Source organism: Brevibacterium picturae (assembly GCF_030453725.1).
GTDB lineage: Bacteria > Actinomycetota > Actinomycetes > Actinomycetales > Brevibacteriaceae > Brevibacterium > Brevibacterium sandarakinum_A.
This window is the reverse complement of record NZ_JAKDJU010000006.1, coordinates 1-26,871: the sequence shown is the minus strand read 5'-3', so window position 1 is coordinate 26,871 and position 26,871 is coordinate 1. Positions and strand designations below refer to the sequence as shown.

Below are 26,871 nucleotides of genomic sequence, written 5' to 3'. Positions count from 1 at the left end.
CCGGGCCCTGAGCCTCAGCCCGGGTAGGAGGGGTCCTTGGCCGAGATGTCGATGAGTTTCTGCCAGGCATTGGAATTGTAGGAGTAGATCTCTCCGGACGAGCTCGTCACGAGGATCGAGCGGCCGTCCTCACCGGAGGCGATTCGGCTGCCGTCAGGGACCTCTCCCAGCTGCGCGGGAGGCCCGGTCACACCGATGCGGAAGGGCTGGACCTGTTCGCCTTCCTTCGCGGCCAGCGCCGCCAGGGAGGTCGAACCGGCCCAGGAGATGTCCTTGACCTCCTCGAAGTTCGACCCGACTTCGATCGGGGCATCAGAGACCGCGCTGGCAGGTTTGCCCGCTTTGTCACGTGGGATGCCGACGACGTCGATGCGCGATGGTTCGCCCTTGTGCCGGCTCAGCACCGCGATTCGCGTGCCGTCTCGGGAGACTTCCAGGTCGATGAGGTCTCGACCGGAGAGGAAGTCCGTGGCGATGGTGTATTCCTGGCTGTCATCGCCGATGGCTGTGAGCTCGCCCTTGTTGTCGCGCTCTCCGGTCCAGACCGTATTGAACCGGTCGATGCTGGGCCGTACGAGCCTTTTGCCCTTGAGGATCGGAGTCGCGTCAACGGCATCGTCCTTGAGGCGCATCAGCTCCTTTCCGGAATTCTGCAGGTAGACGTAGAGCGAATCGTCGAATGACACTGCAGGATCGCTGGCCTTGGCTTTGGACAGATCGGGACTGTTCTCGACCTTGGCCACGGTCGTGCCCGAGATGCGCGAGAGCCGGTCTCTGGCCAGCACCACCGGTGGGCCGTCGACCTGGACCGAGGTGTCGGTCTTCGGCTGCAGACTCTTCGGGACGGCCTGTCCGCCGATGGTCAGCTCGATGCTCGAGATCGAGGGAATCACCTTCAGCGTCGACGCGATCTGCTGCCGGATCAGTCCCTTCTCCTTGTCCGTCGGTGAGTTTCCCTGGTTGCTCAAGGCGATGTGTGCGACGCCGTTTTCGATCGTCACCACGTTCGTATCGCTGAGCTTCACACCGTCGGGGATCGAGGTCACGACCGCGCCCGAGAGATATGAGGCGGGACCGCTGAGGAGTTCGTTGATGAGAGCGGTCGGAGTCGACGAGGACCGGAGGAACCAGCGGGAGTCCGGCACCAGGTACGAGTAGTCGGAGGTGAAGAATTGCAGTGAGTAGTTGAGGAAGATCGTCTGGAACTCCGTCTGGGAGATAAGCAGTCCGTCGGGCGCCGAGGCGATCCGCCATTCCCCGTTCTCCTGCCGCAGCGAGAACTCCATGTTCGACTGGGTTCCCGGTTTGGTGGAGTTGAAGACGCCCGAAGAGTCGACGAGCCCGACAACGGGCGCCGACATCGTCAGCGTCTTCTGGTCGGAGGTGATTTCGGCATTGAGCGAATCCAGATCGGTGTCATTGGGCAGCAGCGACACCGATTCCTGCGGGTTCCATTCCTGTGCCTCGGCCTCTGTGAGGAAGGACTTGGCCACCGAGAAGTTGTTGCCGGTCCCGGCACCGGCAGAGAGGAAGCCGCGGACGATCTCGCCGACGCTGTCCCCGGGTTCGGGTCCGTCCGGGATCCGAGCACTGCTGTCTCCCGGGGCACCGGAGCCCGCTTCGATATGGCCCACAGGCGAATTGCTCGGGATCGAAGAGCAGGCCGTCAGCGCCAGGGCGGCGACAGCGGCGAGGACGAGCACGTGCAGTCCTTTCTTACGGCGGGGCGTCGTCATGACTGCGATCCTCCTTCGGGTGCTGCATCGGTGGGCCAGACGGTGTCAGCGTCAATCTCACTGCGGGTGTCAATGCCGTCTGCATCGTCGTCGACGTCTGCACCAGTGTCGGTGTCGGTGCCGCTGTCGGTGTTGTCGTCTGCGTCCTCGGGGTCGTCTGCCCTCTCGCTGCTGCCGGTGAGGTCGGTCCCGTCGTCGATGATGGCATCGTCACCGCGGACGACCTCGGGCTGGCCACCATACCCTTCGGGAGTGGGAGGAGCCTGACCGGTTTCGACCACGATGGGAATCGACCCTGTCTGGATCCGCACGGAGCCGTCCGAGGACAGCGGACCCGCGACCAGGGCAGCACCCTGGACCTGCGCGTCCCGGGGCGGCAGGGGCAGAGGTGAGGAGGTGATCTCCTGATCGGGGCGGCGCGGAACGGTCAGACGGAAGCATGAGCCTTCTCCGGGTTTGCCCCAGACCTGCAGCCAGCCGTTGTGCAGGTGGGCGTCCTCGAGTGAGATCGCCAGTCCCAGACCTGACCCGCCCAGGGTGCGCTTGCGAGCAGGATCCGCACGCCAGAAGCGGTCGAAGACGTGCTCGACCTGCTCCTCATTCATTCCGACGCCGTGGTCGCGCACGCTCACGGCCACTGCCTCGGCGTTGGAGGCGACGTAGATGTCGATCGGGTTGGACTCTCCGTGTTCGATCGCGTTGACGATGAGGTTGCGCACGATCCGTGTGATGCGCACCCGGTCGACCTCGGCCATCACCGGTGAGGACGGGGAGTGGACGACGATGTTCGTCGACATCTGGTCCGCGACCATCGACACCGTCTCGATGATCGCGGTGACGATCGCACCGACGTCGACGGGTTTGGCCACCAGGGCAGCTGCACCGGCATCGTAGCGGGAGATCTCAAGCAGGTCCGACAGGAGGCTGTCGAACCTCTCCGCCTGCGAATTCAGCAGCTCAGCGCTGCGGGCCGTCACCGGATCGAGGTCGTCACGTGAGTCGTAGATGAGGTCCGCGGCGGCCCGGATCGTGGTCAGGGGTGTGCGCAGTTCGTGGGAGACGTCGGAGACGAACTGCCGCTGCAGCACGGACAGTCGCTCCATCTGCTGGATCTGATGCTGGAGGGTGTCGGCCATGTCGTTGAAGGACTCCCCCAGCACCGCGATTTCGTCATTGCCGTGGACCGGCATGCGCTCGTCGAGGTCACCATCGGCGATGAGACGGGCCACCTCGGCGCCGGTTCGCACCGGAGTCACCACGAGCCGGGTGACGATCCACGCCACGGCGCCCACGAGGACGACGAGGACGAGGGCGGCAACGAGCATCGACCTCTGGACGAAGTCGAGGGTGTCCTGCTGCTCGGACAGGTCGCCGAGATAGTAGAGCTGGAACTGCCCGGCGCCGGGGATCTGGAGCTCCTGAGAGATCAGCAGGCCGGGTCCGGTCCCATCGGGAAGACTCACCGACTGATAGAGCATGTCATCGGTCGGGGCCTTGCCGATGGCGTCCTCGAGCTCACCGCTGATGGGCACCTCGTACGGCGCACCATCGGAATCGGTCGTCCCGGCAGAGATCGTGGAGAACGAGGAGTTCGGGTCGCTGGGCTCCAAGGTCAGTGAATACACGGATCCGGTGGAGCGGTTGTAGATCGACGACAGCTGAGAGCTCAGGTTCTCCTGAGTCACGGCCTGACCATCAACGGGGGCGAGGCTGCGCAGCTCTGAGACGATCGTGCCGGCCTGGGACGACAGGGACTGCAGCCGGGTGTCGAAGAGACCTCGCGAAATCTGCTGTGACATGTACGTGCCCACCCCGAAGATGGCCACCGAGGTGAGGACGATGGTGAGAACGACGATCCGCAGCTGCAGGGAATGACTGAACGAGCGGAGGAGGAACCTCCAGAACGCCCTCATCGCCGAGGCCGCGGTGCGGATTGCGCCGCCCACAGCCGAAGAGCGACTCACGCCGCTCTGCCTGCCTTATAACCCACGCCGCGAACGGTGACGATGATGTCCGGCTTCTCCGGGTCACGTTCGATCTTCGAGCGCAGACGCTGCACGTGCACGTTCACGAGGCGAGTGTCAGCCGCATGCCGGTAGCCCCACACTTCTTCGAGCAGGGTCTCGCGGGAGAACACCTGCCACGGCTTGCGGGCCAGAGCCACCAGCAGATCGAACTCGAGCGGAGTCAGAGAAATCGGGGAACCGCCCTTGGTCACGGTGTGACCGGCGACGTCGACAACGACGTCGCCGACGGTGAGCAGCTCCGGGGCCTGCGGTTCGGAGATGCGCAGGCGGGCTCGCACCCTGGCAACGAGCTCCTTGGGTTTGAACGGCTTGGGAACGTAGTCGTCGGCGCCGGACTCCAGACCGAGGACGACGTCCACGGTGTCCGATTTCGCCGTGAGCATGATGATCGGCACCGAGGAGATCTCGCGGATCTCTCGGCAGACCTCGAGGCCGTCCTTTCCGGGCAGCATGAGGTCGAGGAGGACCAGGTCCGGGTTCACCTTCTCGAATTCGCCGAAGGCCTGATCACCGGTAGCGCAGAAAAAGGGCTCGAAGCCTTCACTTTTGAGCACAATTCCGATCATTTCGGCCAAAGCCGTGTCATCATCAACTACGAGGATACGAGCGTTCATCCTCCCATTGTCGCTTATCAGCGCCCAATCTTTCGACCTCGACACCCTCACCTGCCGATGCAGACGCTGTGAAGTTCGCGCCCGGGGCGGTTCGACTCTGCACCGGAGTGCCAATCATGGCAGGATTGTTCGGTGATGGAACGATCGAATGCGTGGACCTCCGAGGTCGACTGGCAGACCGGTCAGTGGCAACGACGAGATCAGGGCCCGACGCATCACGAATGGCACCCGCCTTCCCCGCGTGGAGTCCTGGCCAAACGGCCGCTGACCTTCTTCGAGGTGCTCGATTCCGGGTTCCGACTGCTGCGCTTCGTCCCCGGGCTCACCATCGGCGCGGCTCTCATCGTGTTCACCCTCTGGACTCTCGTCCTCACTGCGCTCGGAACCTTCGTGGTTCTTGAGTTCCTGCCCTTCCTCAACGACCTCGTCAGCAATGACGATGCGATGTCCGGGTTCCTCCTCCTCGCGCAGATGGGGTCGGTCGTCATCAGCCTGCTCAGCCTCGGCGTGGCTCATTTCCTCGCCGGATTGGCCGCCAGCGGCGCCGAGGGTTCGTTCGGTGCACGCAAGACCACGCTGACGCAGTCGTGGAGGTCTCTGCACGGCCGCCGGTGGACGCTCATTCTCGCCGCGCTCGTCCTGGGTGCCATCAATCTGGGTCTGCTCACCCTGCTTGGGCTCCCCTCTCTGCTGTTCGCACTGTTCGACAACACGGTCCTCGCGATCGTCACCGCCGTCATAGCGCTGGGACTCTGGCTGTGCGCCGTGATCTGGCTGAACCTGCGATTCGCCTTCACCGGTTCGGCGATCGCCGTCGAGAGGCTGGGCGTCCGTGCTGCGCTGGGACGCTCCTGGAGGCTGACCGGCCGAGGTTTCTGGCGCACCTTCGGTCAGCTCGGCCTCGGCTACTTCCTGTCCAACCAACTGGTCCAGCTCGTCATCACCCCACTCGTCACGGTCATCACCGCCGTCGCGACGGTCGCCGTCACCACCGTTGATGCAGCTTCCTCGGCGATGGCGCTCATCACCGTCATCGCCGGAGCACTTCTCCTGGTTCTGACGACGGTGTCCTCGGCGATCCTCTTCGCGTACTTCTCATGCCTCGTCTGTGTCTGCTACTTCGACCAGCGCATGCGCTCCGAAGGGTTCGATCTGGTCCTCATCCGTCGTGAGGAGAACACTGCATGAGCGCACTGCTGAGTTCGGTCATCGATCGTGGGACCGGGCGAGAATGGGTCGACCACGAGCTGTCGAAGAAGGAGTACTCGGACACCGACCTCACCCCCTTGGAACAGCTGGGACAGTGGCTGAGCGACATGTGGGACTCGATCGTCTCAGGTGCGCTGCAGGGCAACTCTCCCTGGCTGATTCTCATCGTCGTCGTGGCCCTCGCCGCCATCGTCGCGCTCATCGTCTGGCGGGTGCGCCGAGCCGGGCTGAGGAAGACCTCCCTTCCGCTGTCTGCCTTCGACCCCGTCGTCGCCTCACCGGAGCCCGGCCCGTGGAGGGACAGTGCACGGGCTGCTGCGCAGCGCGGCGACATGACGACGGCCGTCATCGATTCCGCACGCGCCATCTTCGCCGTGCTCTCCCAGAAGCAGATCGTCACGCTCGATTCGGCGTCGACGGCCAGCGAGCTCAGTCGCACCGCCGGAGGCGAGCTGCCCGAGCACCGGCGGGAGCTGACACGGGTCGCGAATGTCTTCAACGACCTGCTCTTCGGCGAGGACCCCGCCCGGACCTCCGCTGCCGCACTGAATGCAGCCTACGGCGAATTCCGCGCATTCGATGAGACCCTGAGCGTCCTGACTCCCAGGCATCGATCGGCGGTGGCATCGTGAGCGCCCTCATCGACGTCGCGACCAGAGGCACCCGCTCGAGCCCGGCGGTGCCGCTGACGGCTCGGCTGAGATCAGTTGGGGTGTGGATCGTCGCGGCCGCCGCCATCCTCATCACCGTGATCGTGACGATGCTGATGACGTCTGATCGTGGGGCCGATGCTCCGCTCCACTACGACTCCACGGCCCGCGACGGCACGAAGGCCATGGTCGAGACTCTGCGCGACCACGGGGTCGAGGTCACCACCACCGAGGATTTCGACACGGCCCACACGGCCTCCGGTCAGCCGGATACGACACTCCTGGTTCCGACGAAGACCGACATGCTCTCGCCGGGAGACATCGACGGATTCCGGTCCGAACTCGCCGCCAATGACAACCGTCTTGTGCTCATCGACCCCGGCTACACGGTCCAGGACTTCACCGATCGCATCACGGTCAATGACAGCCTCAGTCCGCTGGCGTCTCCGGAGGACATCTCACAGCCCGACTGCACCGTGGCCTCAGCTCAAGCTGCCGGCCCGACTGAGACCGGTGATGCCGAGTATGCCGAGTCCCGGAAGGGCACCGAGGGACTGCACACCTGCTATCCATTCGCCGGCCCCGGCGTCACCCAGATCGACGGCGGCGAAGTCACCCCCGGGTCTGCCCACGGGCAGCTCATCGTCGATGAGGGTGCCGGAGGAAAGGGAGATTTTCCCGTCACCGTCCTGGGCAATCCCGACTGGGTGACCAACGCCGGCATCGATGAGGAGGGCCATGCCTCGTTGGTGCTCTCCCAGCTGTCGCAGACCGACCATCTGGTCGTCTACTACCCCAGCCGGACCGATGAGTTCCAAGCACCGCCGTCGACCCTGGACTATGTGCCCAGCTGGTTCATCGCCGGGGCCCTGTGGCTGGTTCCATGCGTGTTCATCCTCCTGCTCATCCTCGGTCGCAGGTTCGGTCCCCTGGCCGTCGAACGACTGCCGGTCATCGTCCCCGCGGTCGAGACCGTGCATGGTCGGGCGGCTCTGGCCGCGCGCAGCCATGACCGGACCGGGGCGCTGCACACCCTGCGCACGGGAGCCCTGCTCCGCATCGCGAAACGGTTGGCCCTGGGCCCCGAGGCCGGCCTCCACGACATCATTCTCGCCATCGCGAACACGACGGGCCGCGATCCGGCCCAGGTCGAGTCGGTCTTCTCCTCCGCGGTGCCCCGCACCGACGCAGATCTGCAGCACATCGTCCATCTGCTCACCCTCATCGAAAGCGAGGTCCCATGACACAGACTCCTGGAGAGAACTCCGCCCAGCAGCCAACGCAGACCCAGGCAGCACAGTCTCAGTCGGCTCAGCCTCAGCCGACTCAAGAGCCCCATCCGCCCCAAGAGCGCGATCCCCTGCGGGAGGCGTTCGTCGATGTGCGCGCGCAGATCGCCAAGGCGGTCGTGGGTCAGGACGAGGCGGTCACCGGCATGCTCATCGCACTGCTGTGCCAAGGCCACGTGCTGCTCGAGGGTGTCCCCGGTGTCGCCAAGACCCTCCTGGTGCGCAGCTTCGCGAAATCGGTCAGCCTCGACAACACACGCATCCAGTTCACGCCGGACCTCATGCCCAGCGACGTCACCGGCTCACTGGTCTACGACGCGTCCGTATCGAACTTCGAGTTCCGTCCCGGCCCGGTGTTCACGAACATCCTCATCGCCGATGAGATCAACCGCACCCCGCCCAAAACCCAGTCGGCTCTGCTCGAAGCCATGGAGGAGCATCAGGTCTCGGTCGGCGGAGGCTCCCGTGCCCTGCCCGAACCATTCATGGTCGCGGCCACCCAGAACCCGCTCGAATACGAAGGCACCTATCCCCTGCCCGAGGCTCAGCTCGACCGGTTCCTATTCAAACTCGCGCTCGGGCTGCCCGAACGCGAGCTGGAACTCGAGATCCTCAACCGTCACGCCCACGGCTTCGATGCTTCCCACCTCGCCGAGGCGGGACTGACACCTGTCGTCGACGCGGACATGATCGCCCAGGCACGGGAGCGCATCGCCGAGATCTACATCGCACCGCAGGTCATCACCTACATCGTCGACCTGGCCCGAGCGACCCGAGAGGCACCGTCACTGGCTCTGGGCGTGTCTCCCCGCGGCGCCACCCGGATGCTCGGTGCCGCACGCGCCTTTGCCTGGCTCTCGGGCCGCGGCTATGTCACCCCCGACGATGTCAAGGCGCTGGCCCACATGGCCCTGGGGCACCGTGTGATCCTGCGCCCGGAGGCGCAGATGGACGGCCTCAACGTCGATCAGGTCCTCAACTCGATCATTGCGACCACCGAAGTACCGCGCTGAATGACGACCCGACTGCTCCTGCTCGCCCTGTTCGGGCTTGTCCCCGTCATGCTCATGCCGGGGTGGACGAGTGCATTGATCGTGGCCGGTGTCATCATCATCGTCGCCGTTGTCGACTTCTTCCTCGTGCCCCCGCCGAGGTTGGCCTCCCTTCAGCGCACCCCCGGACCGATGGTTCGACTCGGTGATCCCACCGATGCCACTCTCACAGTCGTCAATGACTCCCCCAGGCGTCTGCGCATCGCGGTCCGTGATGCGTGGTCACCGAGTGCCGGAGCGAAGAACACCCGCTCACAATTCGACTTACCCCCAGGCGAGAACACGCAGATGGTGACCCAACTTCTGCCCGTGCGCCGCGGCGCGCTGCACGGGGACAAGGTCACCGTGCGCTCACGCAGCGTCCTCGGGTTCATCTCCCGACAGCGGAGCTTCGATGTGCCGGCGATCGTGCGGGTCCTGCCCCCGTTCATCTCCCGGCGCGAACTTCCGTCGAAGACGCAGAAGCTGCGCGAACTCGACGGTCGGTCAGCTGTGATGATCCGCGGCATGGGTACGGAGTTCGATTCGCTGCGCGACTACGTCGACGGTGATGATGTGCGCTCAATCGACTGGCGCGCCAGTGCCCGCGCCCAGGATCTGGTCGTCAAGACCTGGCGGCCGGAGCGCGACCGGAGGGTCGTCATCGTCGTCGATTCCTCGCGGCTGGCCGCACGTCGCTGCGCAGACGGCACGGTCTTCGACGCAGCCCTGGAGTCTGCCCTGCTGTTGACGGCTCTGGCCTCGGGAGCAGGTGACAGGGTCGATGTCGTCGTCGCCGATGCACGCATCCGCGCAATCGCCTCGAGCCATCGTTCGAAGGACCCCGTCCATGACCTGTCGGTGGCCCTGACCACGGTCCACCCGGAACTCTACGATGCTGACTGGGAACAGATCTCGACGACTGTTCTGGCCACCTCCCGCCAGCATGCCCTCGTCGTCCTCGTCACCGCACTCGATGAGGGCAGCGTCTCCGATGAGATCCTGCCGGTCCTGCCGACGCTGTTGGCCAGGCACCGTGTGGTCCTCGCCTCGGTCGAGGATCCCGGATTGAGGGAGCTGGCTGCCAAACGCGAGGGAACCGATGAGATCTTCAGCGCTGCGGCCGCGGAATCGGAGCTGCTGACGTCGAAGTCGCTGCAGACCCGCCTGCGCGGAGCCGGTGTCCAGTCCGTCGAGGCCGCCCCCGACGACCTGCCCGGTGCGCTGGCCGATCTCTACATCAACCTCAAGGCGACCGGGAAGCTCTGAACTCCGCGCATCGATGAAGGCCGCAGGTCTGCGGTGGGCCCTCTACCGGTCTGTGGCGAGGATCGAATAGCCTGCCTGGTGCTCGTCGAGGTCGGCGCTGAGGCCGGCCCTGGCTGCGCGCTTGCCGAAGTACCAGACATAGGCGATGACTGCAGCGGTGTAGGCGACGCCGATGGCGATCTTGAGTGCCGGCGGAATCGGATTCGGCGTGACGAAGCCTTCGATGAGCCCTGAGACGAACAGCATGATGACCAGACCACCGGCGACGGTGAGCAAGGATCTGGCTTCGGAGGCGAGTTTGTTGCGTCGCAGCTGCGGTCCCGGCACCACCCAGGAGAAGAACAGTCTCAATCCCGCCGCTGCGGCGAGGATGATGCAGCTGATCTCGGGGATGCCGTGCGGGAGGATGTAGAGGAAGAAGTCCGAACCGCGGTCGAACTCGAACATCATCGCACCGGAGAAGCCGACGTTGACCGCATTGGAGAACAGCCCGGAGACGACGAAGACACCGGTGATGCCCAGGAGCACGAACTGCACCGCGATCCAGGCGTTGTTCGTCCACACTCCCACTGCGAAGAAGCCGTTCGGGTTCTCCTTGTAGTAGTCGACGAAATCATGTTCGGCGAACTGTTTGCGGAAGGCACGGTCACCGAAGGTCTCGAGCACTTCCGGGTGCATGCCCGCCCAGATCCCGGCCAGGCACGCCACTGCCAGAAAGCACGCGGCGACGATGAGGAAGTCCCACCGCAGCCGGTAGATCGACAGCGGCAGGCCGATGACGAAGAAGCGGGAGAGACCGCTCAGCCCGCCGGCGGGAACCGCGGAGAGATGATTGCGCGAACGATGGACGATCGCGGACAGCCGCGCAGCCTCCAGAGAGTCGGGAGCCACCGTCATGATCCGCGACAGGTCCTTCGATGCGTCCCGATAGAGGTCGAGGAATCTGTGCGTCTGCGCCGGAGTCAGCGTGTTCTTCTTCGCCAGCATGGACAGTTCTCGCCACTTGTCGCCGTGCAGTTCGGCCAGCAGATTCGGGTCCATGCTTCAAGCCTATCTGAGACTCCCGTCGACCAGAGTATGCGTCCCAGGCGATCGGCAATGAACCGGAGATGCGAATTATGACAAGATGGATCTGTGAGTATTCTGGTGACGGGTGAAGCCGTCGAACTGAGCATCCAGCCCGCAGCCCTGGCAGCACGCGCGCTGAGCTGCCTCATCGACTACATCGTCTACGCGATCGTCAACATCGGGCTCATCATCGCCATGTTCTGGTTCCTGCTTCAGATCCTCGACGTCAATGAGCTCCTCCTGACATCGGTCATGACCATCATGAGCATCTCGGTGTTCGTTCTCCTGCCGATGATCGTCGAAGTCCTCACCCATGGTCGCTCCATCGGCAAGCTCATCCTGGGCCTGCGGGTCGTCCGTGACGACGGTGGCGCAGTACGAGCCAGGCATTCGTTCATCCGGGCCATTCTGTGGCCCTTCGAGATCTTGTCGACCGGTGGCGGCCTGGCCGCCCTCTCCGGGCTGATCTCGCCACAGGCCAAACGCCTCGGCGACTACATGGCCGGAACAGTCGCCGTCAGCGAACGCACCGCCCCACCCCAGCCGGTCCGCACGCATGTCTCACCGCACCTGCACAACTGGCTGGCGGAGACCGATATCGCCACACTTCCTGCCGGCCTGCACCGACGAGTCGTGCAGTTCCTGTCGATGTCGGAGAACCTGGGACGCGATTCGCGCTGGGATCGTGCGAAGGAGCTCGCCACCGAACTCAACCCCTATGTCGCGCCAGCGCCGCCGGAGGGGACGATGCCCGAACAGTTCTTATCGGCCGTCATCCACCGGCAACGGTCTGCGGAGTTTTCGAAGCAGCAGCGCCGCAGTGAACAGTCTCAAGCCTTCCGCGCAGGAGTCAACAACCTCCCGCACGGGCTGAGCCTGCAGAGCCGGTAGGGCTCTGCAGGCTCAGGTTCGACTCAGTACCTCAGTACCGGTAATGCTCGGGCTTATAGGGTCCGGCGACGTCGACGCCGATGTATTCGGCCTGTTCCTTCGACAGCTCGGACAGGTTCGCTCCGAGTGCCGGCAGGTGGAGGCGGGCGACCTTCTCGTCGAGTTCCTTCGCCAGGCGGTGCACATCGTTGTCGTAGCGATCGGGGCTGTTCCAGAGTTCGATCTGCGCGAGCACCTGGTTGGCGAATGAGGCGCTCATCACGAACGAGGGGTGACCGGTAGCGTTGCCCAGGTTGAGCAGACGTCCTTCGGAGAGGACGAGGAAGTCCGTCCGATCCCGGTCCACCCCCTGATCGGCGGGGACGGGCACGCGCCACTCATGGACCTGTGGCTTGATCTCGACCTTGCTCACTCCGGAGACCTTGGCCAGCCCGGCCAGATCGATTTCGTCGTCGAAGTGTCCGATGTTGCCGACGATCGCCCCGGGCTTGAGGCGTGTCAGCACCTCGACTCCGACCACACGAGTGTTGCCGGTGGTCGTGATGATGATGTCGGCGCTCGGTGCCACCGTGGCCAGGTGTTCGACCTGGTAGCCGTCCATCGTCGCCTGCAGGGCGCAGATCGGGTCGATCTCGGTGACGATGACCCTGGCTCCCTGGCCGCGCAGCGCCTCGGCGGCGCCCTTGCCGACATCACCGTAGCCGACGACGACGGCGATCTTGCCGCCGATGAGGACGTCTGTGGCGCGGTTGAGACCATCGGGCAGGGAGTGGCGGATGCCGTAACGGTTGTCGAACTTCGACTTCGTCACCGAATCGTTGACGTTGATGGCGGGGAACGGAAGCTTGCCTTCCTCGGCCAGACGATAGAGGCGGTTGACTCCCGTCGTGGTCTCTTCGCTGACGCCCTTGATGCCGGCAGCCATGCGTCCGAAGCGGCCGGGCGAGGCTGCGAGTGATCTCCGAACCTGTGCCAGGAGGACCGCGAACTCCTCCGGGTCGTCCTCGCCCGCGGCCGGTACTCCCCCGTCGAGTTCGGCCTGGGCACCCTTGAGGACGTACATCGTGGCGTCGCCGCCGTCGTCGAGGATGAGGTTGGCGCCCTCGGCGAAGTCGAAGATCTTGTCCGCGGCCCACCAATACTCCTCGAGGGTCTCACCCTTCCATGCGAAGACGGGCACACCGGCGGGCGCTTCGACGCTGCCGGCGCCGACCACGACGGCGGCGGCCGCCTCGTCCTGGGTGGAGAAGATGTTGCAGCTGGCCCAGCGCACCTGTGCCCCGAGGGCGACGAGGGTTTCGATGAGCACGGCCGTCTGCACCGTCATGTGCAGGCTGCCGGCGATGCGGGCACCGGTCAGAGGTTTGCTGCGGCCGAACTCTTCGCGCAGTGCCATGAGTCCCGGCATCTCGCGTTCGGCCAGTCGGATCTGGTGCCGTCCGGCCTCGGCCAGACTCAGATCGGCAACCTTGAAGTCGGTGGGTTCGAGCACGGTACCTCCATCGGGAGCGAAAGCTGTTGTCATCTGCGTCGAGTCTATTGCCTGCGGGCCTCGACGAAGTCACTGGCCTGTGCGGTCAGTTCACGCAGGCGCTCGGGGTCGCCGGCTTCGACGTTGAGGCGCACCAGCGGTTCGGTGTTCGACTTGCGCAGGTTGACCCACCAGTCCTCGCCCTGCAGGCCGATGCCGTCGAGGTCGTCGACCGTGTTGGTCGGGAAGTCACCGGCCGCGGTGGCGAAGGCGGAGAGCACAGCATCGGGATCGGCCACGGTGAAGTTGATCTCTCCCGATTGGACGTAGAGGTCGTAGTCGGCGACGAGTCGTGACGCCGGTGCCCCGGTCTTCGCCAGGGCGGAGATCAGGTGGCAGGCGGCGAGCATGCCGGAGTCCGCACCGTAGAACTCATCGAAGTAGAAGTGTGCGGAGTGCTCGCAGGCGAAGACGGCGTGTTGGGAGCGCATGAGAGTTTTGATGCCGGAGTGGCCGACCTTCGAGCGCACTGCTCGCCCGCCGGCAGCTGTGATCGTGGCCGGAACGCTGCGTGAGGTGATGAGATTGTGGATGACCACGGGTTCGGCCACGCCTGCGGCCCTGGCGCGAACGATTTCGCGTTCGGCGACGAGTGCCCCCACTGCCGATGGTGACAGGGTCGCTCCGGTTTCGTCGATGAAGAAGCACCGGTCGGCATCGCCGTCGAAGGCCAGCCCCAGGTCAGCACCGTGCTCGAGTACCGCGCGGGAGACGTCGAGGAGGTTCTCCGGTTTCAGCGGGTTCGCCTCGTGGTTGGGGAACGTGCCGTCGAGTTCGGTGAAGAGTCCGATGACGTCGAAGGGAACAGCGGCGTAACCGGCATCGGTGCCGAAGACCTCGCCGAGGAGTTTGCCCGCCATGCCGTTGCCGCAGTCGATGACGACGCTCAGGCCCGTGACCTCTTCGACGTGGGTCAGGGTGCGGATGCGCTCGACGTAGCGTTCGCGCATGTCCGCGCCGGCAGCCTCGTCGATGGCGACCTCGGCAATGGTGGCGTCCGTGGGTGCCTGCGGTGCCAGTTCCCTGATCCGTCCCAGCCCCGAGGCGAGGCTGACTCCGGCCGCACGCGGGCCGCAGATCTTGATCCCGTTGTAATCTGCCGGGTTGTGGCTGGCGGTGATCATCGCGCCGGGCAGATCGAAGATCCCCGAGGCGAAGTACAGCTGGTCGGTCGAGCACAGCCCCAACAGCACGGCTCGATATCCGGCCGCTTCGATGCCGGCGGCGAAGGCCTGGGCGAAATCGGGTGAACTGGGTCGCATATCGTGGCCGACGACCACCTCGGCGCTCGAATGGAGCTGTGCCATCGCTGTCGCGGTGGCCCAGCCGAGGGCGAAGAGCACATCCTCGTCAAGCTGGTCGGGGATGCGGCCCCGGATGTCATAGGCTCCGACCGCGGGCTCGAGCGCAGTCGTGCGGGCCTCGACGAGTTCGGGACTGGGGTCTGTCATGAATCGCCGATGATGCGCAGGTGACCGTGTTTGCGACCGGGCATCGATCCGTCGCTTCGCCTCTCAGACGTCGACGACGACGCACTCGACGACGCTTCGTCTGCTCTCGTTCCCTCCCCGGGACGTCCCGCAGCTTCCCGGACGGCGTCGGCGATGGCCAACAGGTCGTCATGGGTGCGCTCGGGCGGCGCCTGCTCACCTTCGATGCGGATGAGCTGCCATCCCACGGGCGGGGTCAGTTTTGCGGCATGATCGGCGCACAGGTCATGGGCACCGGGCTCGGCGCGACGCGACAGCGGACCGATGACGACACAGGCATCAGCGTGCACGTACGTCATGGTGGCTGCGGCACTGCGCGAGCAGCTGACTTTTGAACACAATCTCACGGCTGACACAGTCCCTCACTTTACACGCGAGCACCGCCTGTCCTCGTCAGTCAGGGCCGTGTGGTCAGTACAATATTGACTCATGAGCACCAGGCGTCATCGTGATCGGCACGGCCGCGGACTGCGGTCCCCACTGTTCTTGGCCGATGTCCCCGCGCGCCTGCGCCGGGCCGACAGCTTCGCCCGTGTCGCGGCCGCGGAATTCGCCCGCTTCCGGGCGCAGGAACCGGCACTCCTCGCCGAGGTGGTACTGGCCATCGATGCCGTTCCACCGGCGAGTTCCACCGAGCCAGCATTCGGCCGGGTCTTCCCCGCCACCGCGCACAGGCTCACGCACATCGTCCTCTACCGGCGCGTCATCGAGTATCACAGCAGCGGACAGAGGGATTCCCTCATCGCCGAGGTGGTCGCCGACCAGGTCGAGATCCTCAGGAATTCCTAGCCGAGACGGATGTCGCGATAGGCCACGCCGGCAGGAGCCGGAGCCGGCGAGACCGCAGAGATCCCTGAGTCGGTGGTGACCACATAGCTGGCGTGGACACCATTCGACTGGGACCCTGAGGCGTTCTCACCGCTGATGACGATGGCGCGAACGGCGTCCGGCGACACCTCGGCGGGGCTGAACTCGGTGGTGCCGGTGGGATTGAGGTCGATCGACTGCGGCTGGGTGAGTGAACCGTCGTCGAGCATTCCTCGCACCTGCACCTGCCCCTGGCCGGGTGAGAGGTAGAGCTTTCCGGTGCCCGTGCGCGGCAGAGCCATGACCTGGGAGTCGGCGAGGGCACCGGTGGCTTTGACGCTGCCGAAATCGGCGCTGCCCTTCTCCCCGTCCTGACCGATGAATGCGCTGGCCTGAATCGGCTGGTCCGAGTCGAGGACGACGCTCGTGGCGTCGAGATCGCCGAGTTCAGCCTCTGCGACCCCGTGGGCGACCACGCTCATCGACGAACGGGGAATGTCGATCTGCCCATCGGGACCGTAGGCCTTGAGAGAGACCTCCGACAAGTCATCACTCGGATTGGCCACGCGCAGGCGGACATCCTGACCATCGAGGCCGGTGACGACCTGCTGCGGATCGGCGTCTGCTCCGCTTGTGGCCAGGTCGATGCCCTTGGGGGTGAGGCCGTCGAGCACGGTCTCCTGCACGGAGCCGGCCACAACTCCCCCATCGACGTTGACATCGACGGCCAGGGACTCGGCCCCGGCAGCCAGACCGGCGAGACGGATGGCGCGCTGCTTCCCGGCCTTGATGCTGACCTCTGTCGGCTCCCCACGCTGTCCGGACGGCGTCATGAGTGTGACCTCGGCCTGGACGGGAACGTCGCCGGGGTTGCTCAGCAGCAGCTGGGAGTTCGATCCCGCGGCGCCGGAGCCGGCCAGAATCCGGAAGTTGCTCGACGCTGACCCGCAGCTCAGGGTCGCGAGTCCGGTGAGGTCGCCGGATGTGCCCTCGACGGTTTCGACACCGGTCGTCAGCGCCGGTGCCCCGGGACGGGCGAAACCGGTGATGAGTTTGGTCTTGTCGATCGGGTCATCGCCGGAGACGAAGCCGGAGGAGCTGGGGTTGTCGAAGTTCGCGGACCCGCCCAGATCAGCCACCTGCAGACGGGCCGCAGAGACCGAGCCGTCGGTGGCGCTGATCGGTGCAGAGGCGGAGACGACACGTGTGGAGACGTTCGAATCGTCGACGAACTCCGCGTCGGTGCCCTCAGCCTCGTCATCGGTCAACAGCGGGCCGGGGCAGATCACACGAGTGTCGGCGGTGGGCATTCTCACCTGCTCGGGACTGCGATCGAGCGTGCCGGGAGTCAGCGGCGTCAGGAACGAGGTCGTGGCCACGAGCACCCCGGGCACGGCGATCGCCGCGAAGGTCACGATGCTGCGCATGTGTTTCATGACTTCTCCTCCACGGGTTGCTCGGGCGCCGGCTGTCCCGGTGTCGGCTCCTCGGGCGCCGGCCGCGACGGCCCGTCCGATCTCGAACGAGTCGTTCGGGACCAGGCCCGGGTCTGCCGCTGGGATCCGAACGGGATCGCGACGATGAGGGTGAGGAGGCCGAGGATCCACCCGACCACGACGCCGGGAGCGAAGAGTTCCGGCCCGTGGTTCAGCTCCACCTGACCCCCATCGGCGGGCAGCGTGAATTCGGAGGTCCAGCCGAACGTGGACTCCTCCGGCTTCGGCAGGTCACTGCCATCGATGCCGGCGGTGATGTTGTCGGCGCTGCTGGCCACGATCAGGGTGCGTCCCTCGTCGCCAGCGGCCACCTCGGCGGTGGTGCCATCCATCGGTGCGGTGCTCATCGTCCCGTCGGGCTCACGCACGAGGAAACGACCGCTGTAGGGGGTGTCGACCTGCCACAGTCCACCCGACTCGGTCGGACCGACCTCGACCACACCGTCGGCGGCGGCCACCGAGTTCGCGAGATTCTTCGCGCTGGGATCGACGAGGACGAAGTCCACGCCGAGCTGGCCCAGGATGGATCGGACGTCTCCGACGTCATCGGCCGAGAGTGCTGCCGCGGCCTGCGCGATCAGCCTCTGATCCTCACCGATGGGCAGGGGTCTGCGCTCCCACAGCCAGCCTCCGACCGCCTCGGCGGATCTCATCGTCGAGGTGCCGATGATCGTCCCATCGGCCGACGACAGGAGGCGGGCACGGACCTCACCGTCGCTGACGTCGAGGCGCAGGGTGCGTGCCTGGGTGTCACCGGAGGCACGGTCGGCAGCCAGTGCCGGGACGGTGCCGTGCTCCTGAGTGGTGACGGAGTCCGCCGAGGTGGTGCTGGGTCCGGCGCCGACGATGATGAGACCGACGGCGGCGAGGGCCACAAGCCCTGCCAGACCGCGCATGGGCAGCCTGCGGGAGTTCGTCGATCGAGTGGTGGTGGACTGGGCGCCGAGCGTCAGCAGCATGACCGCGCCGAGACTGAGCAGTGTCAGGCCTGCGGCCGGATAGGAGCCGATGAGATGGAAGGGCCCGGTCTGGGCCGGGATGAGGACCTGGACGGTGGCCAGCAGCAGACCGGCGAGGTAGAGGCCGACGGCCCACATCAGGCGGGAGAGTCCGAGGTGGGCTTCGATGAGCGTGAGGAACGCGAGGATGAGCATCGGCAGCACGAGGACCGGCGCCCACAGCTGCAGCATCGCCGGGCTGACGCCGCCGACGCCGATCGTCGCGAGCAGATCGGACAGCCAGGTCATGTCGATCGGTGAGGGGAAGCCGACCGCCAGGAGGTAGCTCGGCGGGGCAGGTGGGGCCAGGGTCTGGCCGGGCATGACGAAGACCGCGCCGGGTTCGCTCACGAGTGCTGCCAGCCATGGCCAGGCCAGGAACAGGGTCGGGGCCAACAGCCACAGGTGTCGCAGGCCACGGCCGGTGCACAGCAGCACGACGGTGCCGATGATGCCCAGGGGGAGCATCAGCGGGACGCCGGCGATCATGACGAACAGGAGGAGCCCCCCGGTGGCGGCCGCGGCGATCGACCCTGTGCGCAGGCTGCGCCGCAGGGCAATGACGAAGAGGGGTGCCGCGATCCAGACGAGGATCACGCCGAGGCGGCCGGTCGAGAGTGCGGTGACGAAGAGCGGGGCGGCGATCCACAGCAGACCGGCGAGGCCGCGCACCCAGCGCCTCTTCACGATCACGCCCGCCGCGGCGTAGGCGGCGATGACGGCAAGGATCGGGGCGAGGAGGATCAGTGTGCGGACCATGATGTCGACGTGGCCCAGGAACGGAAGGCTCAGCACTGCCAGGACCAGCTGGTAGGGGTCGGCGGGAACAGCGGCACCGGTGGAGACGTCGAGGTTCGGGCTGAGCAGGCGGGCGACGAGTTCCGCCAGCGACACGTCGGTCGATCCCAAGGCTCCCCCGACGAGGTGGCCGGGGCCGAAGAGGCGGAACGAGACGAAGCCGCTCAGTGCCGCAGCCGCGACGAGGAGGTAGGTCAGGGGGTTGTGGAAGAGTCCCGCACCGCCGGTGACTTCCAGGCGCGAGAACGAGTCGATGGCCTCTTCCGTGTCGCCGACCGGGTTGAGTTCGGTTTCGTCCATGGTCTCCGGGCCTTCGGCAGCTGCCGAGTCGGCCTGAGCCTGCCGGGCGTCCTCGGCGGAGTTCATGCTCCGGCGCTGGACGGCGAGTTCGTCCGGGTCCGCGTAGAGGGCGGCCACATGGGAGTCGGCACTGCGTTTGGCGATGCGGCTGCGACGGGCGTTGGAACGCCTCAGCCGGGAGGTCGTGCGGGCGTCGGCGCCGAGCCCGAGCAGCGCGGAGAAGTACCAGGAGGCGGCGCGGACATTGTTCGACAACAGACCCGCCACGGTGTTCCTGAGCTGGGTGAGGGCGAGGAGACAGAAGATTCCCGCAAATCCGGGACTGGCGAGGCTGAGCCGGTAGCGCTGTTCGGTGCGGATCTGAGCTTTCGAGCTCGGCGGCAGTGATGAGGAGCCCAGCTGGGATGCCGACATCGCGGAAACTGTGAGCCTGGCGTGCGGGGCGACGACCACCCGGCGGCCGAGGTCACGCAGTCGACGCGAGTATTCGAGACCGCGATATGCCACGCCGAGGACTCGGGAGGGGGCTCCGATCCTCTCGAGTTCCGTGGTGGCGATGAGCATGCCGGGCAGGTCGAGGCCGAGCGTCTCCGACCGGCCGTCGCGCTGCCCCTGGTCGATCTCCCCGTCCGCGACCGGGTTGACCCTGGCCCCCGCCGAGGTGGTGGTGACGCCGGCGGAGACGATGCGATCGGAGCGCATGATCTTGGGACCGACGGCGCCGATGGATTCGGTCTCACCGATCGCGTCGAGAAGTTCTTCGAGGCAGTCGGGTTCTGGCCGCGAGTCGGCTGTGAGGAACCACAGATGTGTGCTGCCGGCTACCTCGGGGAGGGTCTGTGCCTCTGTGACGGCAAGACCCCCGAGATCCACGATCGGGATCCCGGGGTAAGTCTTGTCCAGAGCTGTTTCGAGCTCGACCCTGCTGCTGTCGTCACCAGCGGCGACGACAACGGTGACGGCAGGTTTCACACGACTCGTTTCTTGAGTCGACGGCGTTCACGTTCAGACATGCCGCCCCAGATTCCGAAGCGCTCGTCGTTCGCCAGGGCGTATTCGAGGCAGTCCGAGCGGACATCGCAGGATGCACAGACACGTTTGGCCTCACGAGTCGATCCGCCCTTTTCGGGGAAGAATGCCTCGGGATCGGTCTGCGCACACAGCGCTTGGTCCTGCCAGGAAAGTTCGCCGTCCTCGGCTGCCCCTAAGAGCAGTGAGAGCGGCGATACTGCGGAGTTGTCCGTGGGAAGCGGTGTCAGATCGTTCGGATCGATCGCCAATGGATCAGGCAGAGTATCCGGTGTACGCGCCCCTGGTTCGACGAACCAGTCTTCGGCACTTCGAGAAGTGACTCCGGGCACTGTGGAGAAGTCTTCCCTCTCCTGCCTTTTGCTCTGTGCGCTTTGCACGGTTTTCCCCTTTCTCACTCTCGGCTCATCTCCCACTGCGGGCTCCTGTTCCGGTACCGTTCGAGGAGTGAACCGGTCTGGGTGCGACCGACTCTCCGAACGGTTCCGGAGGTGAGGCTCGTGCTGACGGTATCAGCGTGGGGGATGCTCGAATCCGAGGATTCGTGCCGAGTGCGTTCCCCTGTTAAGTATAAATTACACGCGTGTCATTACCGCCTCGTCAAGCCCTTGTGGAGTATTGCAGGAGGCGCCTGCGGGTTATTCGAACACACCTTCACATACACACGCGCCGAGAACACCACATATAGCGACCACTATCTGGGATGGACACAACCCGTAGTGATCACCTGAGCAAATCTGGAGAATTTCGAAATCATTCACCGTCGGTGGGATTATGGAGTCATGAGAGTCGAATCACTCGCGATCGTTGCCCGATCCCAGCACCCGCCGCCTCAATTCGGGCTTCGTGGCACTCCGACGACGCTGTGGACGCGAGGATGAACGACCGGCTGCTCACCGTGTATGCGCCTCCGGTCGAGGAGGACATCGCACCCGGATCCGATCTGGCAGCGATCCTTGTCAACGCCCTGCGTCGGAATCGCATCGACCTCAAGGACGGCGACATCCTCGTCATCGCGTCGAAGGTCGTGTCCAAGTCCGACGGACGTCTGCACACCGTGAAGGACCGGGCAGAGTTCGAGGACCTCGTCGAGGATTCGTCGAACCACCTCGTCGCCGAACGCACCTATGCCTCCGGGTCCACCGTTCAGATCGTTCGCACCCATTCGGGGACAGTTCAGGCGGCAGCCGGACTCGACCAATCGAACTCGAGCGGCTCCGTCGTCCTCCACCCCGCCGACAGCGACGTTTCGGCGCAGAAGCTGCGCACACGTGTCGAAGATGCCTTCTCGGTGCGGATCGGCGTCGTCATCTCAGACACCATCTCGCGGCCCTGGAGGATCGGCGTCGGTGATTTCGCGCTCGGTCTCTCGGGCCTCTCCGGTCTCGATGATCAGCGCGGCAGACCCGACGATGACGGTCGCGTGCAATCGGTGACTGTGCGCGCGATCGCCGACGAGATCGCTGCCGCAGCCGACCTCGTCAAGGGATCCTCGCGAGGCCTTCCGATGGCACTCGTTCGAGGTGCGGGCGGATACCTGGACAGTGGACGGTCCGGGGCGAAGGCCCTGAGCCGCGATCTCGGCGAGGACTGGTTCCGCTACGGCCACGTCGAAGCCATCCACAGGGGCCTCGGGGTCACCGAGCTGCCGGGCCGGGCCGCGGCCGGTGACAACAGCGACGACATCCTCGAACGCGTCTCCCGCGCCATCCGAGTCGTCCGCGCCGGAGGTTCGCGCACACCCGGTCAGGCCGCCTGGCGGATGCGAATCGAAGGCTCCGGGTCCCGGATCACGATGGCCCCGTCCGACTCTCCGGCCACACCCCAGGCCGGTGGCCCTCCCCTGCTCGAGGCGATGGTGGGCCTCGGCTCACTCGTCGAACGCATGCACACCGCGCTGTTCGCCGAGGATCTCAGTGCGACGACGAAATGGGAATGGGCCGACGGTGAGCTCGGCGCGTTCCCTCGCGGGGTCAACATCAGCATCGGGCTCCTGTCCCCCTGAACTCCCGCGCCCGCCGAACCGCCATCGACCAACCGACGACCGAACCTCCACCGACCAACGAGAAAGCAGGTCATCCTTCGTGGATCTCTCCATCATCAGCCGCACCGGCGGGCCCGTCCTCTTCTGGCGCGGCCCCGACTACGACAGACTCGATCTCACCGGTCCGGTCGCAGCGAACTGGGTGAACAAGGGCGTCGGCCTCTTCGGCGACTACGACCTCGGACCCGATTTCACGCTCTTCGTACCGATGCCGACTGGACTGCACTGGCGTGAGCTCGTCGCGATCCTCAGCGTGCTCCTCGCCGATGGTCGCGTTGTCCTCGACTCGGCCATCTCCGAGCCCGGAGTCGAGGTCACTGCGGCTCCGGAGGGTGACTTCCACGCCTTCGTGCCTCTGGGGCACGAGGACGACGAGCGTCTGACTGCGGCCGAGGAGGTCTTCGTCTACAACCCGCCCGCGCTGGCCCTGAGCACCCCCGTCGATGAGGACTTCATCGACGTCAATTCGGCGATCCGCGCCTACCCGGACGTCACGCCTCGGCGTCTCCAGTCAACCGGGACCCTCATCGTCGGCGACCAGGAGATCCAGTGGACCGAGTCCCCGAACGACTCCGGTTCCGGCATCCTCGTCGCGAACTCGACCCCGCTCCCCGACGAGTGGGCGACGTTCCTGGGCCACCTCCTCCGCGGGGGTGAGACCTTACTGGGCAACGGGATGGACGAGGTTCGCATGACGGACCTGGCGCGCAGCCTCGGCGAGGTCCGTGGCAGACTGGGAACATGGACAAAGTAGTTGATACGCCCGCTGCGGCGGTAGCCGATATTGCAGATGGATCATCGATCGCCGTGGGCGGTTTCGGTGTCGTCGGCGTTCCTGAGTTCCTGATCCGAGCGATCAAGGAGCAGGGGGCCAAGGACCTCGAGGTGATCTCGAACAACGCCGGTGTCGACGGGCGGGGCCTGGGCCTGCTGCTCGCCGACCATCGTCTCCGACGCATCATCGCCTCCTACGTCGGTGAGAACAAGGAATTCGCACGCCAGTACCTCTCGGGCGAACTCGAGGTCGAGCTGACCCCACAGGGCACCCTTGCTGAGAAGCTGCGGGCCGGCGGGGCCGGAATCCCGGCGTTCTACACGATCACCGGCGCCGGCACCCAGATCGCCGAAGGCGGCATGCCCTGGAAGTACGACGCCGAGGGCAACGTCGTCAAAGAATCCCCTGCCAAGGACACCCGTGTCTTCGACACCTTCGGCGAGGAGAAGGAATACGTCCTCGAACAGTCGTTGGCACCCGATTACGCCCTCGTGCGCGCCGCCGTCGGAGACCGCCACGGCAACCTCGTCTTCAACTCCTCGGCCAGGAACTTCAATCCCCCGGCGGCACAGTCGGCCCGGATCACCATCGCCGAGGTCGAGAAGCTCGTCGAGCCCGGCGAGATCGATCCCGATGACGTCCACGTACCCGGCATCTTCGTCCACCGCGTCGTCCCGCTGAACGCGGAGCAGGTGGCCGACAAGCCCATCGAAAAACGCACCGTCCGCGAAGCCTGAGGAGAGCCAGATATGTCACTGACAAGAAACCAGATGGCGGCCCGCGCAGCCCAGGAACTCGAAGACGGCAGCTACGTCAACCTGGGCATCGGAATGCCGACACTCGTGCCCAACTACCTGCCCCAGGGGGTCCACCTCGTCCTCCAGTCGGAGAACGGGCTGCTGGGTGTGGGCCCCTACCCCACAGAAGAGGAGATCGACCCTGATCTCATCAATGCCGGCAAGGAGATCGTCACAATGAACCCCGGCGCCTCCTACTTCGACTCCGCGGCCAGCTTCGGCATGATCCGCGGCGGTAAGATCAACGCCGCGATCCTCGGCGCGATGCAGGTCGCCACGAACGGCGACATCGCGAACTGGATGATCCCGGGCAAGATGGTCAAGGGAATGGGCGGTGCCATGGACCTGGTCCACGGTGCCCAGCGCGTCATCGTGATCATGGACCATGTCGCCAAAGACGGTTCGCACAAGCTCCTGTCCAGCTGCGACCTCCCGCTGACCGGCAAGGGCGTCGTCAGCCGCATCGTCACCGACATCGCCGTGCTCGACGTCACCGGAGACTCCTTCACCCTCGTCGAACTGGCTCCCGGAGTCAGCGTCGAGGAAGTCAAGGACAAGACCGGCGCCGAGGTGAACGTCCCGGACGACGTCCCCACCATCAGCGTCGACGCCGCCTGAGGCGTTTGCGCGACCTCGCGACTGGTTCGCTATCGCCTGGGCGACTGGTTCGCCGATGGCCTGGGCGACTGGTTCGCCGGAGGTTGCGACGAGGCCGCCCTGGACCGATTTCTGAGAAGGAGCTCGGCCCCGGGCGGCCTCTTCCATGTGCGAATGTGCTCGGCGGCCGCAGGGCGCACCGTAAGCGGCATAGACCACGTTTAGTTCAGCATCCCCTACAGTCAGCGCTGAACGGCACCCCAGCAAAGAGTAGATTCACTGCTGACGGTGCGTGGTGCTCCCTGCCGCTGACGGTTCAGACGAAGGGCAGCGAGGTGTCGAGCCCGGTGGTGGCCACGAACAGGTCCCCATGGCCGTCTGCGGTCACTGTGGGCTCATTTGCCGCGATGAACACGCTCTGACCACGTGTGAGTGTCACTGTGGAGCCCAGAGACGTCAGAGTGATGGTTCCCGAGGTGCACAGGGCTATGCTTGCGCCTCGGCGTTCGACCTGTGTCAGGCGTGGGCACCGCAGTGACTGCAGGGCGAAGTCCTCGGTCGTTCCGAGCAGGATTCCGTCGCGGTCGGGTTCGACCATGCAGGGTGTGGCCGAGGTGAACTTCGCAACCGTGCCCAGTTCCGGGATGTCGATGTGTTTGTTCGTCAGTCCCCCGCGAAGAACGTTGTCGCTCGAGGCCATGACTTCGATACCGGTCCCGCCCAGATAGGCATGCAGCACGCCGGATTCCATTGCCAGGGCCTCCCCCGGCTGCAGGTGCACCCGATTGAGCATGAGCGCCACGAGGACACCTGGATCGGACGGGTAGTCGGATACGAGCTCGTGGAACGTCTCTGCAGGATCGACTGCTGTCCCCGAACGGCTGATGTGGCCTTCGGGGAGTTCTGCCAGGTCCTGTGCGGCGGCTTCGTCGACGAATTGGGCAGACCGCGAGTCTCCGAGGACGAGTTCGACCGCTTTGGAGAAGGCCCTTGCCTCGGTCACGGACTTCAGTGCCGAGATCACGTCGCCCAGAAAGTCCAGCGAGGCCGGTGACAGTGACAGCGACAGCAGTCGTTCAAAGGTTGCGCGTACGGCCTTGCGCGACCGGAATCCGGTCAGCGCGTGAAACTCGGTGAGGGCGTAGATGAGTTCCGGTTTGGCGGAGGGGTCCTTGTAGTTGCGGGTCGCGGAGTCGAGGTCGGGCCCCCGGGACTCTTCGCGTGCGAAGCCCGCGGCCGCCTGTTCCGGGTTCGGGTGAACCTGGATCGACAGTGCCTTCTGCGCGGAGAGGACCTTGAGCAGGAAGGGCAGACGCGGTCCGAAGGCCTCCAGCGAATCCTGGCCCAGCAGGCCTGCGGGATCGCCGGCGAGGTATTCGATGAGGTTGGGACCGACCGTGCTGCTGTCCGTCTTCACATTCAGAGATGACGATGATCCGCGCTGTGCGGCACGGCGGCTCGAGCGCTGCTGCTCGACGTCTCCGGCGTCCACACGAGAGGGGCTGAGGGGATGTGCTCCGAGCCAGAGCTCGGCGCAGGGTGTGCCGTCGGGCGCGGTTCCCAGGATTGCCGGGATCGCGTCCGTGGTGCCCCAAGCAAAGTTCTTGACCGTGTTGTGCAATCGACGCACTGTCTTGGTCCCCTTCGGCTGGACTGATCGGACGAACACGCGTGAATGCCGCGTGCGTTCCTCCACGTTAGCGCGTTCATGCCGACTGATCATCGATTCGCGAGGTGGCTTCACCGACTGTTCAGACCAGGACATCTGTTGTTCACCGCCTGCGACCAGGACGTATGGTCAACAGGAGCGGTTAACAAACGATCAGCGGGCGGACAACCTCATCGAAATTGTCCGGGAGTCCGGAGTCCCATACGTGCGTATGCCCGAAAGCAGAAAGCCTCGCGGCCGGTTCTCTTCAGAACAGACCGCGAGGCTGTGGGGCTATCCGCCAGGGGTCACCCGACTGATATCGTCCGGCTGGTGTCAGCCGACGACGCGAATGACCTTCGCTCCACGATCGAGCATCCAGCTGTAGCTGCGCTCCGTCGTGTTCGTCCGGGACGAGCCGGCATCGTACATCTTTCCCTCGGTTTCGGAGATGATGCCGATGTGGCCCGGGATCCAGATCAGATCTCCCGGCTTGGCGTCCTCGGTCGGGATGACTGTGCCGGCGTTGCGCTGCTGACCGGTTGTACGTGGCAGCTCGATGCCGTTCTTGCCATAGACATACTGGGTGTATCCCGAGCAGTCCCAACCCTTCGTCGGCGAGGAGCCTCCCCAGACATACCTCACGCCGAGGTGGGACTTCGCCTCCTTGATGATGGAGTCACGCTGAGCCTGGATCTTCTCTGCCTTGGACGGCTTGTCCTTCTTATCGTCCTTGGGCTCGTCGGATTTCGACTTGTCGTCGTCCTTCTTGTCGTC

The 26,871-nt window shown here is 65.3% G+C and carries 23 protein-coding genes; 11 read left to right on the top strand and 12 right to left on the bottom strand.

Features of this window, described 5'->3' with window-relative positions; all coding sequences use genetic code 11:
• Window positions 1-14: 14 nt before the first annotated feature.
• From L0G76_RS01520 to mtrA, 3 genes are read right to left on the bottom strand one after another with little or no spacing between them, the layout of a single operon-like run.
• Entirely contained in the window at window positions 15-1,736 is a 1,722-nt protein-coding gene (locus tag L0G76_RS01520) for an LpqB family beta-propeller domain-containing protein (RefSeq protein ID WP_304355664.1), read from the bottom strand.
• Window positions 1,733-3,700 carry an MtrAB system histidine kinase MtrB gene (gene mtrB, locus L0G76_RS01515; RefSeq protein ID WP_304355663.1) on the bottom strand — a complete coding sequence of 656 codons (1,968 nt, stop codon included), beginning with the start codon at window positions 3,698-3,700 and terminating at the stop codon, window positions 1,733-1,735. Before mtrB ends, L0G76_RS01520 begins: the two co-directional genes overlap by 4 nt.
• Window positions 3,697-4,377, bottom strand: coding sequence for an MtrAB system response regulator MtrA (gene mtrA, locus L0G76_RS01510; protein WP_167951561.1), 681 nt, complete (start codon window positions 4,375-4,377; stop codon window positions 3,697-3,699). The genes mtrB and mtrA overlap by 4 nt, the downstream gene beginning before the upstream one ends.
• Before the next feature lie 135 nt (window positions 4,378-4,512).
• Here mtrA and L0G76_RS01505 point away from each other — a divergent pair, with 135 nt between their 5' ends.
• From L0G76_RS01505 to L0G76_RS01485, 5 genes are read left to right on the top strand one after another with little or no spacing between them, the layout of a single operon-like run.
• Window positions 4,513-5,565, top strand: coding sequence for a hypothetical protein (locus L0G76_RS01505; RefSeq protein ID WP_304355662.1), 1,053 nt, complete (start codon window positions 4,513-4,515; stop codon window positions 5,563-5,565).
• Entirely contained in the window at window positions 5,562-6,218 is a 657-nt protein-coding gene (locus L0G76_RS01500) for a DUF4129 domain-containing protein (protein WP_304355661.1), read from the top strand. Before L0G76_RS01505 ends, L0G76_RS01500 begins: the two co-directional genes overlap by 4 nt.
• Window positions 6,215-7,480: a DUF4350 domain-containing protein gene (locus L0G76_RS01495; RefSeq protein ID WP_304355660.1), complete on the top strand. Its 1,266-nt coding sequence runs from the start codon at window positions 6,215-6,217 to the stop codon at window positions 7,478-7,480. Before L0G76_RS01500 ends, L0G76_RS01495 begins: the two co-directional genes overlap by 4 nt.
• The gene (locus tag L0G76_RS01490; protein WP_304355659.1) at window positions 7,477-8,538 is read left to right on the top strand and encodes an AAA family ATPase; all 1,062 of its coding nucleotides are present in this window, start codon (window positions 7,477-7,479) and stop codon (window positions 8,536-8,538) included. Before L0G76_RS01495 ends, L0G76_RS01490 begins: the two co-directional genes overlap by 4 nt.
• The gene (locus L0G76_RS01485; RefSeq protein WP_304355658.1) at window positions 8,539-9,825 is read left to right on the top strand and encodes a DUF58 domain-containing protein; all 1,287 of its coding nucleotides are present in this window, start codon (window positions 8,539-8,541) and stop codon (window positions 9,823-9,825) included.
• Between the two features lie 42 nt (window positions 9,826-9,867).
• Here the strand turns inward: L0G76_RS01485 and L0G76_RS01480 are convergent, their stop codons facing one another.
• Window positions 9,868-10,866 (bottom strand): stage II sporulation protein M, encoded by a 999-nt coding sequence (locus L0G76_RS01480; protein ID WP_304355657.1) that lies wholly within the window; start codon window positions 10,864-10,866, stop codon window positions 9,868-9,870.
• Window positions 10,867-10,959: 93 nt separating this feature from the next.
• Between L0G76_RS01480 and L0G76_RS01475 the strand changes: the two genes are divergently transcribed.
• Window positions 10,960-11,784: an RDD family protein gene (locus L0G76_RS01475; protein ID WP_304355656.1), complete on the top strand. Its 825-nt coding sequence runs from the start codon at window positions 10,960-10,962 to the stop codon at window positions 11,782-11,784.
• A gap of 31 nt (window positions 11,785-11,815) precedes the next feature.
• On the opposite strand, the gene ahcY is transcribed toward L0G76_RS01475, so the two are convergent.
• Genes ahcY through L0G76_RS01460 form a run of 3 tightly spaced genes read right to left on the bottom strand, consistent with a single transcriptional unit; the run spans window position 11,816 to window position 15,104 of the window.
• Window positions 11,816-13,309 carry an adenosylhomocysteinase gene (gene ahcY / locus L0G76_RS01470; RefSeq protein ID WP_304355655.1) on the bottom strand — a complete coding sequence of 498 codons (1,494 nt, stop codon included), beginning with the start codon at window positions 13,307-13,309 and terminating at the stop codon, window positions 11,816-11,818.
• Window positions 13,310-13,320: 11 nt separating this feature from the next.
• On the bottom strand, window positions 13,321-14,766 hold the full coding sequence (locus L0G76_RS01465; RefSeq protein ID WP_304355654.1) for a phosphohexomutase domain-containing protein: 1,446 nt from the start codon (window positions 14,764-14,766) through the stop codon (window positions 13,321-13,323).
• Window positions 14,763-15,104: a DUF3499 family protein gene (locus tag L0G76_RS01460; protein WP_487246975.1), complete on the bottom strand. Its 342-nt coding sequence runs from the start codon at window positions 15,102-15,104 to the stop codon at window positions 14,763-14,765. Before L0G76_RS01460 ends, L0G76_RS01465 begins: the two co-directional genes overlap by 4 nt.
• A gap of 130 nt (window positions 15,105-15,234) precedes the next feature.
• Between L0G76_RS01460 and L0G76_RS01455 the strand changes: the two genes are divergently transcribed.
• The gene (locus L0G76_RS01455) at window positions 15,235-15,594 is read left to right on the top strand and encodes a hypothetical protein (RefSeq protein WP_304355652.1); all 360 of its coding nucleotides are present in this window, start codon (window positions 15,235-15,237) and stop codon (window positions 15,592-15,594) included.
• On the opposite strand, the gene L0G76_RS01450 is transcribed toward L0G76_RS01455, so the two are convergent.
• Genes L0G76_RS01450 through L0G76_RS16310 form a run of 3 tightly spaced genes read right to left on the bottom strand, consistent with a single transcriptional unit; the run spans window position 15,591 to window position 20,565 of the window.
• Window positions 15,591-17,048: a DUF5719 family protein gene (locus L0G76_RS01450; RefSeq protein WP_304355651.1), complete on the bottom strand. Its 1,458-nt coding sequence runs from the start codon at window positions 17,046-17,048 to the stop codon at window positions 15,591-15,593. The two genes, L0G76_RS01455 and L0G76_RS01450, sit on opposite strands and share 4 nt — an antisense overlap.
• Window positions 17,045-20,176, bottom strand: coding sequence for a glycosyltransferase (locus tag L0G76_RS01445; RefSeq protein WP_304355650.1), 3,132 nt, complete (start codon window positions 20,174-20,176; stop codon window positions 17,045-17,047). Before L0G76_RS01445 ends, L0G76_RS01450 begins: the two co-directional genes overlap by 4 nt.
• Window positions 20,173-20,565, bottom strand: a complete 393-nt coding sequence (locus L0G76_RS16310) for a WhiB family transcriptional regulator (protein ID WP_487246974.1) — start codon at window positions 20,563-20,565, stop codon at window positions 20,173-20,175. The genes L0G76_RS01445 and L0G76_RS16310 overlap by 4 nt, the downstream gene beginning before the upstream one ends.
• A 545-nt stretch (window positions 20,566-21,110) precedes the next feature.
• Between L0G76_RS16310 and L0G76_RS01435 the strand changes: the two genes are divergently transcribed.
• From L0G76_RS01435 to L0G76_RS01420, 4 genes are all read left to right on the top strand, one after another.
• Complete coding sequence (locus L0G76_RS01435) at window positions 21,111-22,238, top strand: coenzyme F420-0:L-glutamate ligase (protein WP_304355649.1); 1,128 nt, start codon at window positions 21,111-21,113, stop codon at window positions 22,236-22,238.
• Window positions 22,239-22,317: 79 nt separating this feature from the next.
• Window positions 22,318-23,031, top strand: a complete 714-nt coding sequence (locus tag L0G76_RS01430) for a hypothetical protein (RefSeq protein WP_304355648.1) — start codon at window positions 22,318-22,320, stop codon at window positions 23,029-23,031.
• A complete protein-coding gene (locus L0G76_RS01425; protein ID WP_304355647.1) occupies window positions 23,019-23,789 on the top strand; it encodes a CoA transferase subunit A in 771 nt (256 codons plus the stop codon). Before L0G76_RS01430 ends, L0G76_RS01425 begins: the two co-directional genes overlap by 13 nt.
• A 12-nt stretch (window positions 23,790-23,801) precedes the next feature.
• The gene (locus L0G76_RS01420; protein ID WP_304355646.1) at window positions 23,802-24,467 is read left to right on the top strand and encodes a 3-oxoacid CoA-transferase subunit B; all 666 of its coding nucleotides are present in this window, start codon (window positions 23,802-23,804) and stop codon (window positions 24,465-24,467) included.
• Between the two features lie 295 nt (window positions 24,468-24,762).
• Here the strand turns inward: L0G76_RS01420 and manA are convergent, their stop codons facing one another.
• Together manA and L0G76_RS01410 are read right to left on the bottom strand one after the other, a co-directional pair.
• Window positions 24,763-26,076, bottom strand: a complete 1,314-nt coding sequence (gene manA / locus L0G76_RS01415; RefSeq protein ID WP_304355645.1) for a mannose-6-phosphate isomerase, class I — start codon at window positions 26,074-26,076, stop codon at window positions 24,763-24,765.
• Between the two features lie 354 nt (window positions 26,077-26,430).
• Window positions 26,431-26,871 (bottom strand): C40 family peptidase (locus L0G76_RS01410; protein WP_304355644.1); only part of this gene is annotated, 441 nt, incomplete at its 5' end.

Excerpts from the sequence above, each read along its gene's own strand:
- L0G76_RS01455 (WP_304355652.1), top strand. The coding sequence starts at position 15,235 with ATGAGCACCAGGCGTCATCGTGATCGGCACGGCCGCGGACTGCGGTCC.
- L0G76_RS01485 (WP_304355658.1), top strand. The coding sequence starts at position 8,539 with ATGACGACCCGACTGCTCCTGCTCGCCCTGTTCGGGCTTGTCCCCGTC.
- L0G76_RS01460 (WP_487246975.1), bottom strand. The coding sequence starts at position 15,104 with ATGACGTACGTGCACGCTGATGCCTGTGTCGTCATCGGTCCGCTGTCG.
- L0G76_RS01480 (WP_304355657.1), bottom strand. The coding sequence starts at position 10,866 with ATGGACCCGAATCTGCTGGCCGAACTGCACGGCGACAAGTGGCGAGAA.
- L0G76_RS01490 (WP_304355659.1), top strand. The coding sequence starts at position 7,477 with ATGACACAGACTCCTGGAGAGAACTCCGCCCAGCAGCCAACGCAGACC.
- L0G76_RS01425 (WP_304355647.1), top strand. The coding sequence starts at position 23,019 with ATGGACAAAGTAGTTGATACGCCCGCTGCGGCGGTAGCCGATATTGCA.
- L0G76_RS01505 (WP_304355662.1), top strand. The coding sequence starts at position 4,513 with ATGGAACGATCGAATGCGTGGACCTCCGAGGTCGACTGGCAGACCGGT.
- L0G76_RS01450 (WP_304355651.1), bottom strand. The coding sequence starts at position 17,048 with ATGAAACACATGCGCAGCATCGTGACCTTCGCGGCGATCGCCGTGCCC.
- L0G76_RS01435 (WP_304355649.1), top strand. The coding sequence starts at position 21,111 with ATGAACGACCGGCTGCTCACCGTGTATGCGCCTCCGGTCGAGGAGGAC.
- mtrA (WP_167951561.1), bottom strand. The coding sequence starts at position 4,377 with ATGAACGCTCGTATCCTCGTAGTTGATGATGACACGGCTTTGGCCGAA.
- L0G76_RS01520 (WP_304355664.1), bottom strand. The coding sequence starts at position 1,736 with ATGACGACGCCCCGCCGTAAGAAAGGACTGCACGTGCTCGTCCTCGCC.
- L0G76_RS01465 (WP_304355654.1), bottom strand. The coding sequence starts at position 14,766 with ATGACAGACCCCAGTCCCGAACTCGTCGAGGCCCGCACGACTGCGCTC.
- L0G76_RS01500 (WP_304355661.1), top strand. The coding sequence starts at position 5,562 with ATGAGCGCACTGCTGAGTTCGGTCATCGATCGTGGGACCGGGCGAGAA.
- L0G76_RS01420 (WP_304355646.1), top strand. The coding sequence starts at position 23,802 with ATGTCACTGACAAGAAACCAGATGGCGGCCCGCGCAGCCCAGGAACTC.
- ahcY (WP_304355655.1), bottom strand. The coding sequence starts at position 13,309 with ATGACAACAGCTTTCGCTCCCGATGGAGGTACCGTGCTCGAACCCACC.